16 protein-coding genes, 1 tRNA gene and 2 pseudogenes are annotated in these 10,641 nt (G+C 55.5%); 2 read left to right on the top strand and 17 right to left on the bottom strand.

Going from position 1 to position 10,641, the window contains the following annotated elements; genetic code table 11:
• Positions 1-95 precede the first annotated feature (95 nt).
• From KHQ28_RS11945 to ppiB, 3 genes are all read right to left on the bottom strand, one after another.
• Positions 96-434: a hypothetical protein gene (locus tag KHQ28_RS11945; RefSeq protein WP_004178781.1), complete on the bottom strand. Its 339-nt coding sequence runs from the start codon at positions 432-434 to the stop codon at positions 96-98.
• 107 nt (positions 435-541) lie between these two features.
• Positions 542-1,264 (bottom strand): UDP-2,3-diacylglucosamine diphosphatase, encoded by a 723-nt coding sequence (gene lpxH, locus KHQ28_RS11940; RefSeq protein ID WP_032419333.1) that lies wholly within the window; start codon positions 1,262-1,264, stop codon positions 542-544.
• A 3-nt stretch (positions 1,265-1,267) separates the two neighbouring features.
• Positions 1,268-1,762, bottom strand: a complete 495-nt coding sequence (ppiB, locus tag KHQ28_RS11935) for a peptidylprolyl isomerase B (protein WP_004151319.1) — start codon at positions 1,760-1,762, stop codon at positions 1,268-1,270.
• A 175-nt stretch (positions 1,763-1,937) separates the two neighbouring features.
• On the opposite strand from ppiB, the gene cysS reads away from it, so the two are divergent.
• A complete protein-coding gene (cysS, locus tag KHQ28_RS11930; protein WP_004143010.1) occupies positions 1,938-3,323 on the top strand; it encodes a cysteine--tRNA ligase in 1,386 nt (461 codons plus the stop codon).
• A gap of 45 nt (positions 3,324-3,368) precedes the next feature.
• Here the strand turns inward: cysS and ybcJ are convergent, their stop codons facing one another.
• Positions 3,369-3,581: a ribosome-associated protein YbcJ gene (gene ybcJ, locus KHQ28_RS11925; RefSeq protein ID WP_004143016.1), complete on the bottom strand. Its 213-nt coding sequence runs from the start codon at positions 3,579-3,581 to the stop codon at positions 3,369-3,371.
• Position 3,582: 1 nt separating this feature from the next.
• Entirely contained in the window at positions 3,583-4,449 is an 867-nt protein-coding gene (folD, locus tag KHQ28_RS11920; protein ID WP_004143017.1) for a bifunctional methylenetetrahydrofolate dehydrogenase/methenyltetrahydrofolate cyclohydrolase FolD, read from the bottom strand.
• Between the two features lie 339 nt (positions 4,450-4,788).
• Between folD and KHQ28_RS11915 the strand changes: the two genes are divergently transcribed.
• Positions 4,789-4,865, top strand: a tRNA-Arg gene (locus KHQ28_RS11915).
• Between the two features lie 15 nt (positions 4,866-4,880).
• Here the strand turns inward: KHQ28_RS11915 and KHQ28_RS29220 are convergent.
• From KHQ28_RS29220 to KHQ28_RS11860, 12 genes and pseudogenes are all read right to left on the bottom strand, one after another.
• Positions 4,881-6,038, bottom strand: coding sequence for a site-specific integrase (locus KHQ28_RS29220; protein ID WP_223429202.1), 1,158 nt, complete (start codon positions 6,036-6,038; stop codon positions 4,881-4,883).
• Positions 5,921-6,256 (bottom strand): helix-turn-helix domain-containing protein, encoded by a 336-nt coding sequence (locus KHQ28_RS29595; protein ID WP_004151317.1) that lies wholly within the window; start codon positions 6,254-6,256, stop codon positions 5,921-5,923. The genes KHQ28_RS29220 and KHQ28_RS29595 overlap by 118 nt, the downstream gene beginning before the upstream one ends.
• A 1-nt stretch (position 6,257) precedes the next feature.
• On the bottom strand, positions 6,258-6,476 hold the full coding sequence (locus tag KHQ28_RS11905) for a TraR/DksA family transcriptional regulator (RefSeq protein ID WP_064147848.1): 219 nt from the start codon (positions 6,474-6,476) through the stop codon (positions 6,258-6,260).
• On the bottom strand, positions 6,473-7,177 hold the full coding sequence (locus tag KHQ28_RS11900) for a hypothetical protein (protein WP_064147849.1): 705 nt from the start codon (positions 7,175-7,177) through the stop codon (positions 6,473-6,475). The genes KHQ28_RS11905 and KHQ28_RS11900 overlap by 4 nt, the downstream gene beginning before the upstream one ends.
• Positions 7,174-7,446 carry a hypothetical protein gene (locus KHQ28_RS11895; protein WP_064147850.1) on the bottom strand — a complete coding sequence of 91 codons (273 nt, stop codon included), beginning with the start codon at positions 7,444-7,446 and terminating at the stop codon, positions 7,174-7,176. Before KHQ28_RS11895 ends, KHQ28_RS11900 begins: the two co-directional genes overlap by 4 nt.
• A pseudogene (locus tag KHQ28_RS11890) lies at positions 7,443-7,665 on the bottom strand (hypothetical protein). The gene KHQ28_RS11895 and the pseudogene KHQ28_RS11890 overlap by 4 nt, the downstream one beginning before the upstream one ends.
• Positions 7,662-8,831 carry a DNA cytosine methyltransferase gene (locus tag KHQ28_RS11885; RefSeq protein WP_064147851.1) on the bottom strand — a complete coding sequence of 390 codons (1,170 nt, stop codon included), beginning with the start codon at positions 8,829-8,831 and terminating at the stop codon, positions 7,662-7,664. Before KHQ28_RS11885 ends, KHQ28_RS11890 begins: the two are co-directional and overlap by 4 nt.
• The gene (locus KHQ28_RS11880) at positions 8,828-9,355 is read right to left on the bottom strand and encodes a phage N-6-adenine-methyltransferase (RefSeq protein ID WP_064147852.1); all 528 of its coding nucleotides are present in this window, start codon (positions 9,353-9,355) and stop codon (positions 8,828-8,830) included. Before KHQ28_RS11880 ends, KHQ28_RS11885 begins: the two co-directional genes overlap by 4 nt.
• Positions 9,352-9,510 (bottom strand): DUF1317 family protein, encoded by a 159-nt coding sequence (locus KHQ28_RS11875; RefSeq protein ID WP_016529279.1) that lies wholly within the window; start codon positions 9,508-9,510, stop codon positions 9,352-9,354. Before KHQ28_RS11875 ends, KHQ28_RS11880 begins: the two co-directional genes overlap by 4 nt.
• The gene (locus KHQ28_RS11870; protein ID WP_064147853.1) at positions 9,507-10,130 is read right to left on the bottom strand and encodes a lambda exonuclease family protein; all 624 of its coding nucleotides are present in this window, start codon (positions 10,128-10,130) and stop codon (positions 9,507-9,509) included. The genes KHQ28_RS11875 and KHQ28_RS11870 overlap by 4 nt, the downstream gene beginning before the upstream one ends.
• Complete coding sequence (locus KHQ28_RS11865) at positions 10,127-10,435, bottom strand: hypothetical protein (RefSeq protein ID WP_074181085.1); 309 nt, start codon at positions 10,433-10,435, stop codon at positions 10,127-10,129. The genes KHQ28_RS11870 and KHQ28_RS11865 overlap by 4 nt, the downstream gene beginning before the upstream one ends.
• Positions 10,432-10,630 (bottom strand): annotated as a pseudogene (locus tag KHQ28_RS11860) (hypothetical protein). The gene KHQ28_RS11865 and the pseudogene KHQ28_RS11860 overlap by 4 nt, the downstream one beginning before the upstream one ends.
• Positions 10,631-10,641 lie beyond the last annotated feature (11 nt).

Here is a 10,641-nt window from a genome sequence, read left to right as displayed (position 1 = left end):
CGTCTTAAAACTCCTGTGGGTGTGTTTCACACTGCTTTAGAGGCCACAGAGAATAGCATGAACTGCCAGCAAGGAAAACGGTTGCGTGCGCATGGTTAGCCGTCTTTTGTCTCGCCTGGAGGTGATGGCGTGGGTGCCTGATTGACCTTTATCTCCCTCATGATACAGGTGATAAGCAGCACTAACCCCCACGGGAGCATCAGGGTGCCCATAAGCAGTAAATAGATTTGTACCAGCCGGCTATCGTGAGGGCGGGTGCAGAGCAAATAAATGGCATAAAAATAGATAGCCCACGCCAGCATCGCACACCAGACAAACGTCAGCGTGTTGCCGATAACGACGCCGATTAAGGCGATATAACTTACCCCTAACGGATTGAGGATCGCGATGATCATTCCCCACGTCAGCGGCTGACTCCACTTTTTCCTGCTCATGCTCGTTCCTTGAGAGTGACGTTGTGGAAGACTAGCATGCAGGGCGGGGGGAAGCGCGCACCTTCGCCCGGGCAAAAGGCGCTTTCGGAATTGTGCTCGCGCAGGAATTAGAACGGAAAGTGGATTAGTTCGACGTCGTCCGGCGTCACCTTGACCATCGAACCTTCGCTGTGCCAGGCGCCAAGTACCACACGCCATGCGGGTTGGCCGTTGGCCTGCAGTTCATGGACCGCCGGGCGATGGGTATGGCCGTGGATCAGCCACTGCACGTGATGCCGCTCCATTGCGTCAACTACCGCCTGTGGATTTACATCCATAATTTCCATTGATTTACTGCTGTTGGCGGCTTTGCTGTCGGCGCGCATGCGGGCGGCGATGCGACGGCGGATAAACAGCGGCAGGGCCAGGAACAGACGCTGGATCCACGGGGTGTGGACTTTGGCGCGAAACGCCAGATAGCCTTGGTCATCGGTGCACAGTGTGTCGCCATGCATGATCAAGACTTCACGGCCATAGAGGTCCAGTCGCTCTTCTTCGGCGAGCAGGAGCATCCCGCTCTGGCGGGCAAAGCGCTGGCCGACGAGAAAATCGCGGTTGCCATGGATGAAGTAGCACGGCACGCCGGCGTCGACGACGGCTTTGATTGCCGAGGCAATTTGTTGGTGCAGCGGGTTAGGATCGTCATCGCCGATCCATGCCTCAAACAGATCGCCAAGGATATACAGAGCGTCTGCCTGGCGGGCTTCGCCCTGTAAAAAACGCAGAAAACCGGCGGTGATCGCCGGTTCTTCTGTTTGCAGGTGCAAATCTGCAATAAAAAGTGTCGCCACGAATTACTCGCTGACGGTGACGCTTTTGATGATCACATCATCTTTCGGCACATCCTGGTGCATGCCGCTGCGGCCGGTGGCAACCGCTTTGATTTTGTCTACCACGTCCATGCCTTCAACCACTTCCGCGAAGACGCAGTAGCCCCAACCCTGCAGGCTTTCGCCGGAGAAGTTCAGGAAGTCGTTGTCAACCACGTTGATGAAGAACTGCGCGGTGGCAGAGTGCGGCGCCTGAGTACGGGCCATCGCCAGCGTGCCGCGGGTGTTTTTCAGACCGTTGTTCGCTTCGTTCTGAATCGGAGATTTGGTCGCTTTTTGTTTCATGCCAGGTTCAAAACCGCCGCCCTGAATCATGAAGCCGTTGATAACACGGTGGAAAATGGTGTTGTCGTAGAAACCTTCGCGGCAGTAGTCCAGGAAGTTTTTAACTGTTTCCGGCGCTTTGTCGTCAAACGTTTTGATTACGATATCGCCATGATTGGTGTGGAAAGTAACCATTTTTGCATCCTGTTCCGATGAGTGTGGTGCCAGCACCCGGTGTCGGGTGAGATATAGGGGGGTGTTATAGCATAACCGCGGGGGTCGATGCACCTTGCAATGTGTGCTGCGTCCGGTCTGAATTATGGGTATTATAGAGACTTCATTACCCACACACGTCTACACGGAATCTTCGATGTTAAAAATTTTTAATACACTGACGCGCCAGAAAGAGGAATTTAAACCTATCCATGCCGGGGAAGTCGGCATGTACGTGTGTGGTATTACCGTTTACGATCTCTGTCATATCGGCCATGGACGTACCTTCGTCTCCTTTGACGTCGTGGCGCGCTATCTGCGTTTTCTTGGCTATAAGCTGAAGTACGTGCGCAATATCACCGATATCGACGACAAAATCATTAAGCGCGCTAATGAAAACGGCGAAAGCTTTGTCGCGCTGGTCGATCGCATGATTGCCGAAATGCACAAAGATTTTGACGCGCTGAATATTCTGCGTCCCGACAGCGAGCCGCGCGCAACGCACCATATTGCGGAGATCATTGAGATCACCGAGCAGCTGATCGCCAAAGGCCATGCTTACGTGGCAGATAACGGCGACGTGATGTTCGACGTGCCGACGGACCCGAACTACGGTTTGCTGTCACGCCAGGATCTCGATCAACTGCAGGCGGGGGCGCGCGTCGACGTGGTTGACGTCAAGCGTAACCCGATGGACTTCGTCCTGTGGAAAATGTCGAAAGAGGGCGAGCCGAGCTGGCCGTCGCCGTGGGGCGCGGGCCGTCCGGGCTGGCATATCGAGTGCTCGGCGATGAACTGCAAGCAGCTTGGCAACCACTTCGATATTCACGGCGGCGGTTCGGATCTGATGTTCCCGCACCATGAAAACGAAATCGCCCAGTCCACCTGCGCCCACGACGGCGAATACGTCAACTACTGGATGCACTCCGGCATGGTGATGGTTGACCGCGAGAAGATGTCGAAATCGCTGGGTAATTTCTTTACCGTCCGCGACGTGCTGAAGTATTACGATGCGGAGACGATTCGCTACTTCCTGATGTCCGGCCACTATCGCAGCCAGCTGAACTACAGCGAAGAGAACCTCAAGCAGGCGCGTTCGGCGCTGGAGCGTCTGTACACCGCGCTGCGCGGGACGGACAAATCCGTCGACGCGGCGGGGGGCGAAGCCTTCGAAGCACGCTTTATCGAGGCGATGGACGACGACTTCAACACCCCGGAAGCCTATTCGGTGCTGTTCGATATGGCGCGTGAAGTAAACCGCCTGAAAACCGAGGACGCGGCCGCGGCGAACGCCATGGCGGCCCACCTGCGTAAGCTTGCTGCGGTGCTGGGTCTGCTGGAGCAGGAGCCGGAGGCGTTCCTGCAGAGCGGCGCGCAGGTTGACGACGCGGAAGTGGCGGAGATCGAATCGCTCATCCAGCAGCGTCTGGACGCACGCAAAGCGAAAGACTGGGCGGCGGCGGATGCGGCGCGCGACCGTCTCAACGAGATGGGCATTGTGCTGGAAGATGGCCCGCAGGGCACCACCTGGCGCCGGAAGTAAGCCATAAAAAAACGCCCGCAAAAGCGGGCGTTTTTCTTTTCGTTGTCAGGCCGTGACGGTCACGCTCTGGCCTTCAAAGCTCACCGTCTGACCAGCGACGATTTTGCAGCGTTTGCGGGTTTCCACCGCGCCGTCGACTTTTACCAGCCCGTCGGCGATGGCGATCTTCGCCTGGGCGCCGCTTTCGCTCCAGCCTTCCAGCTTCAGCAGATCGCACAGCTCAACGTGCGGGTGTTTACCTAAGGAAAATGTCGCCATCTCAGGCCTCCTCAACGTCGTGATACTCTTCGCACGCCTGCAGCGTGTTCTGGATCAGGGTGGCGACGGTCATCGGGCCAACGCCGCCGGGAACCGGGGTGATGTAGGACGCGCGTTCGGCGGCATCTTCATACACCACGTCGCCGACCACTTTGCCGCTTTCCAGACGGTTGATGCCGACATCGACCACAATCGCCCCTTCTTTAATCCACTCGCCAGGAATAAAGCCCGGTTTGCCCACCGCGACGATCAGCAGGTCGGCGTTTTCGACATGATGGCGCAGGTTTTTGGTAAAGCGGTGGGTGACGGTGGTGGTGCAGCCGGCCAGCAGCAGCTCCATGCTCATCGGGCGACCGACGATATTGGAGGCGCCAATGACCACCGCATTGAGGCCGTAGGTGTCGATATTGTAGCGTTCCAGCAAGGTCACGATACCGCGCGGAGTGCACGGACGCAGGCGCGGCGCGCGCTGGCACAGGCGGCCAACGTTGTAAGGATGGAAGCCGTCGACGTCTTTATCCGGCGCGATGCGCTCGAGAACTTTGACGTTATCGATCCCTGCCGGCAGGGGCAGCTGAACCAGAATACCGTCGATGGTCTTATCGGCATTCAGAGTGTCGATAAGCTCCAGCAGCTCGGCTTCGCTGGTGGTTTCCGGGAGATCGTAAGAGCGGGAGACGAAGCCCACTTCTTCACATGCTTTGCGCTTGCTGCCGACATAAATCTGCGAGGCAGGGTTGCTGCCGACCAGCACGACGGCCAGCCCAGGGGCGCGTTTTCCGGCCGCAACGCGAGCCTTCACTTTTTCCGCAACCTCAGAGCGTACCTGCTGCGCAATCGTTTTACCGTCAATAATTTTTGCTGCCATCAGAGAGAGGATTCCATCTGTATCTTTACGAAAGGGGGATGAGGATATTTTGTCAGAAGCGGGCCTCGCTGTCAGTCCTCGTTTGCTGTTTTATCCTGTCTGAGGCTAATTTAGCCTGTTATGACCATGGTTATTGCATGGTTATTGGTGCGTTGCGCCTGGCCACTGAGTCGATTTACGCGCGCATTAGCCCCGGCGGTATGCTTCTTGTACAGTTGGTGGGGGATATTTCGCCAGCGTCGTATAAGCCCCGCAGTTTCCTGGCAAAATGGATTGACTCGACCGACGTGGACCGTATAATTCCACGCGTTTCACTCCGCGAAGCACTTGCTTCTCAGGGCGCCCTTAGCTCAGCTGGATAGAGCAACGGCCTTCTAAGCCGTAGGTCACAGGTTCGAATCCTGTAGGGCGTGCCATTAAGAAACAAGCACTTACGCAAGTTTCAAACCAGCCTGATTTCCTCCTTGTGTCGTATTTGTGTCGCTAGCGCCAAAAATGGCGTCAATTTTCCGTGCATGTTCGGTCAGGTGGTTCGGTGCCAGGTGAGCATAACGACGCACCATCTCGATGCTCTCCCATCCTCCCATTTCCTGCAAAACAGAAAGCGGGACACCGGACTGGATCAGCCAGCTCGCCCAGGTGTGCCGGAGATCGTGAAAACGGAAATCCTCGATCCCCGCTTTTTTCAACCCGGCGCGCCAGGCGTTATTGTCATCCACCCGCATTTTTCTAACCGCGGGAGTTAGTGTTCCATCAGGGCGATGCTTTGCCGTGGTGTGAACGAACACCCACCGGGAGTGCTTCCCTATCTGATCCCTTAATACCCTGCATGCGGTATCATTCAGAGCTACGCCAATCGCCTTGCCCGCTTTTGCGTTCTCCGGATTTACCCATGCAACCTTTCTCTGCATATCGACCTGCTGCCACTCAAGCCCGATGATGTTTGAGCGGCGCAGGCCGGTTGCCAGTGCAAATATCACCACTGGCTTAATGCTCTCCGGCATGCACTCGATCAACCGCTCAGCTTCTTCTTTGGTCAGCCATCGTATCCGCTTACTGATCGGCTTGCGGGTTTTGATAACAGGAGCTGTTTTAATCCAGCCCCAGTCATTCGCCGCGGCCCTGAGAAGGGAACGAATGAAGGAAAGGTGTTGTGCCTTCGTAGCCTGAGAAACCTGCCGTGGTTTGTACTCCGGTATCGGCTTACCTTTCCTCAACGCGGCATCACGTTTACTCTCCCACACCTGCAGGTGCTTACGGTTGATCATCCCGTTAACGGCTTCATGAACTTCCTCCGCCGTTATCTTCGAGACATCACGGCCGGAAAAATGCTGCAGCCAAAACTCAATTTTGGTTTTGTCATCATCCAGCGATCGCTTATGGTCTTTTTCCCGCAGCCACCGGATGCAGCACTCTTCGAAGGTTCTGACGGGAAGGTCTCCGATCTGGTCAACCCGCCACGCTTCCGCCTTCAGCTTGTCGTGGAGCTCCTGAGCCTGCTTTTTGTCCCCCGTGCCAAGAGATCGCCTAACTCTTTTTCCTGACGGCGTAAAGAAATGACAGTGCCACACGCCGCCCCTGAGGGTGATTGACATAAAACTTCTCCTTTATGTTCACCCGCGTTCGCGATGACAGGATCGCGCGGGGTTTTCAAATATGCAATACACGCAGCCTCGGTCGTTCTGTACTTGTTGCCGACCTTGCGGCCGGCGAGCTCCCCAGACTCAATCAGGCGGTAGATCACCCGCGCCGACACGATGAGCAAATCGGCGGCCTGCTGTGCTGTTATCGGTTTGTCAGATGCCATATCACCTCCGATGCTTACCGCGTAATTCCTCGTCTTCCTGACAATCAGCACAGCGCTGGCATCCTGCCACCAGTTCCCGGCGCCGCTCGGGTATCTCTTCCCCGCAGTCGCGGCAGTGAGTAGCCGAAACTGCCGCATGGTTGATGCGACATTTCGCAATGGCGGCATCCCGCTGGAGTTCCGCTAACTCGTTGGCCTGATCGATGATTTCTGCGCTCATGCTGAAACTCCCTTAACGGCCAAAAACGTAGCCATCGCTTTATCAACAATCTTCGCGTTGTGGTATTTGCTGATTGCCCATGTGATGGCGAACAGAATCCATCGGAAATGGCTGGTATACGTTTTAAATGTCAGTCCTTCGCAGACATCCCAAGCGCTCCAGCCAGCTGGCCAATCAGCATCATAAACAGCCTGATAAGCCTCCCATTCATTGTTGAAACCCTCCAGGCACAAGCCGCGGACGATTTCGCGCACCATTGCTTTGTCGCTATCTGGTGTGTCGTCATCGTCGTCCCAGTCGTCATCTTCTTCTGGCTCCTCGCTTTCGTCGTCCTCCAGGTAATCACTCAGAGACTCTTTCAGGCTTTTGCAGAACGCGTCGTGGTCATACTCTTTTGCCAGCATTTCTCGTGCCGAACATCCCGCGCCAGCCTCCAGCTTTTCAGCCCAATAATGGGTATTGATTCCACCCTCCCAGGCGCCAAAAAAGTCGAACATGTCCGCGATGCGGCTGAATGTCCAGGTTCCCATGTCGCCGGTTACGGTCAAGTAACCAGGCCATGTGATAACGTCGTAGTAGTAGCAAGATGTTCCCGGCTGCTGCATGCGCAGGTGGCGATACAGCCCATCGTCACGGATGATTTCCAGACGGTGAAATGCGGTATCAATCAAAAATCGTGAGTCAATTTCGAAGAAGCTCATAACTCGACTGCCTTACTCAGCTTCTCGCCGAGCGCAAAGATGTAGTCGCGTAATTCTTCCAGTGACTGCGCTTCTGATTGCAGAATTTCACGATGGCAAAGTTCTTTCACCAGGTGCTCAAACTTGCTGTAGTAGCCGAGTCGAACCAGTGTTTTCTGACCGGCGTTCTTACCATCCTTAATGATGCGTTTCTCGTTCAGGATGAGGTCATGCGTTGACCCTGTGACGACGTATTTATCACCGAGTTCGATGTGTAGGTTTTTGCTCATGATTCCACTCCATACCGCCCATTCATGCGGCCAATAACACTGACAAATTTCACCAGGCTGACACCCATCGGCTTTACCTTCTCGTAGTGCTTGCGAAGGATGGGGGGGGCATACAGCGTTCCATTTCGGTTTAGGCTTTACGCTCATCGCTTTGGTTATCTCTTCTGCGCAGCGACGAGCCTGGGCGCGGAGAGCGTTTTCTTTTTCTTCTGGCGTCATGCGACCCCCATATAAGCGCGAATGAAATCCGCAGCTGCTTGTGCGTTTATGGCGTTTCCGTAACCCTTCAGGCGGCCGACGCGGTTGCTGCTTGCCACTCTTGCCACCCCGGGCTCGACTCGTCCCATGCGTGCGGCAGTCCCATCAACCAGCGGGAATGTGCCGGGTTCAACTGGACGCCATTTTCCATCTCGACATAAGAGCCAGTCCGCATCTCGCCAAAAACCGTTAACCTCAAGGGGCCGGTGATCCCCGCGAAGTCCTGCAGACGCTGCTGGGTCTTGCTCCCGTCCTGTCGATACATGTTCATGGCCGCATCCACTGATGGCGATCGAGTGTTGCTCGTTGTCGGTGTTGGCCATCCCGTCATGAACGCCTGGCGCGGCAGCTGGTCCAGTCGTTCCTTCCCGTCCCGCTGCGCAGTCATTCCCACCGAGTCTTTCCAGTCGCGCGACGTTGGCGTTACCCAGCCCGCCATTCTCGCCGCCCCTCCCAATGTCGATCCCCTGTTCGGCGAATTGGCAGCGGCACCCAGCCCCCTGACCTGGTTGTTGTCGATCGTGGTTGGAGTCGGCCAGCCGGTCATCATCGCAGCCGTTTGAATGTTCATCCCTCCCTGGCGCCCGGTCGTTCCCGCGCCGGTCACTGATGACGCTGTAGGCGTTGGCCACCCAGTAGGCCCGCTCTCTGATGTGCGGCGCGCCGATGCCCGCTGACGTAAACGGCACAAGCCCGAAGGCGTATCCCATTCCTTCCAGGTCCGCTTGTACAAGGTCGAACCATGCGTTTGCGTTACCTGCTGCAACCTGTTCGCCAAAGACATGCTGAGGTCTGCGCTCGCTGATGAGGTGGAAGAAGTGGGGCCAAAGGTGCCGCTCGTCAGCAAACCCATCTCCTTTGCCTGCCGCGCTGAAAGGCTGGCACGGGCAGGAGCCAGTCCAGACCTGGCGATCGTCAGGCCATCCGGCGAGGCGGAGGGAATGGGACCAGACGCCGATACCGGCGAAAAAGTGGCACTGGGTAAATCCTCTGAGGTCGTCAGGTGTGACATCTTCAATACTCCGTTCGTCAACTTCGCCCGGGGCGATATGCCCGGCGGCTATGAGGTTACGCAGCCACTGCGCCGCGAATGGGTCGATCTCGTTGTAGTAAGCTGCCGCGCTCATGCTGCCTCCAGAGTCCCGATCCGCTTTAACTCAGCCAGCGATACGGTCGTGATGATGTGTCGCGGGGTGATGTACGGGCGCCAGATAAACAGGAGCGAGCCTTTTGGGTTGCTCTGGCGCTTTCCTGTAACGGATGCAGGAACAAACTGAACACGACCACCCGTTATCAGCCTGAGTTCATCAGCTGATTGCATGGCTGAAATAAACCAGCCAGTAGAGATGTCAGCCGGTAGCAACATCACTACGGCCTGAGACTGCGCCCGGGATTGCTCAGCAGCTTTTTCCACCCATGGACCGATATCGGAATATGGCGGGTTACACCATATCGCGCCGCATGACGTCCATTCGCTGTTCAGCGAGTCATCCAGCTCAGTGAGATAGTGAGCGCATAGCGCATTACTCTCAGAGGCTGCAGCATCCAGCCAGAAGCCAAACTCGCGGTCGAGCGCGTTGAAAATTTCAATCGGCGTTTGCCAGTAGTCACGTTCATTTTTTGGAGTTTTCGATCCGCCATAGTCAGTCATTGCGCACCTCTTTTCGTGTCCAGCTCTTCAGCCAGTCGCTGAACCTTTAACGGGTTTCTTACCACTTCACCAGATGGCATTAGCCAGCCACGATGAAGGACGGAGTACATACACTTCACTTTTCCTACGGTTATGGCGTCGCGGTAATGTTTCATTCGAGCTCCAGTATCATTCGCTTAGTCTCTGCCACAAGGGACAGGAACTCATTCCTTCTCGCGCGAAGGCGGCCTATCTCTGATTGACACTCAGCGGCCGTAAGGCGATAAACAATGAGTTGCTTCCCGTCAGGGAAATCAGAGCAGTAGCTGATGAAGTCAACCCAATCCCGGCCAGAGCAATCAAGGTGGCCGATTAGTTGCCATCTGTATGCCGGATCGAAGGCGCCGCGGGTGAGGGTGGCGTAGTGAGTAGCGGCAATTACCGACTTAATCTCAATCAACCCATCCCGGCCTACGAGTCCGTCTGGACTATCCCCATACGTCTCGTGATCAAAGAAACCGCCGTTATCCACGTCGACGAAGTTCATCTCTTCGTACAGCATGCGAGCGATTGGCTCCTGTTCGTGGCCGCGCTCCATATGGTCGTTTGTGAAGCCAAACTCAGACTTGCACCCTTTAATCTGCTCAAGAGCTAACTGAAGCGCATAACGCTTGGCTGGCTCACCAAACGCCTTGCCATCGTTAGCCATAATCAAGCCGAAGTTTGAAGCGGTAGCCTTCCCCAGGCGAAGAGCATCCCACTCTTCCCCGTTTTGCTCGACGTCATGCCAGATCATGCTGAGCACTCCTGTTCCAGTTGGCGGCGATGCTCTGGAGAAATGTCCATTCTCGCCAGCACTGCATCCAGGTTGCCATCGCGCTTGAAGGCGGCCTTAGCGTTATTCCATGCCTGCGTTTTTTCCGGCGAAAGCACAGGTTTTGTAACGCGCGCTGGGCTTAAGCGGAGACCTTCAACCGATTCCTTTCCGAACCTGACATTTTTATCGACGTAAACAGTGACTTTCACGCCGACCCAATCCTCAAGGAATGGCGATCCGGTAATGCTTTTCAGCATCTTGCTGTTGGTGGCATTCAGGATCATTGGCTTAAGCTTTTCGCCAGGGCGTAACTCGCGCTCCTCAAAATAAGCGGTGTTAAAAACGTCTTTAGTTTTTTTGGTTTTGTCGCTTTCTAATGTTGCCCGGGCGATCGTCAGCACCGTAGGTTCAACAATGTCGGCACTGCTCAGATAGGGAGAGTCAAAAGCTTTTCGGTAGTGAGTTTTAGATTCAGACATTTCATGCATCC

The sequence above is a fragment of the Klebsiella sp. 28 genome, assembly GCF_018223905.1.
Taxonomy (GTDB): domain Bacteria; phylum Pseudomonadota; class Gammaproteobacteria; order Enterobacterales; family Enterobacteriaceae; genus Klebsiella; species Klebsiella pneumoniae.
Note: the sequence above shows the minus strand (reverse complement) of the source record. Positions and strands in the feature narration are given on the sequence as shown.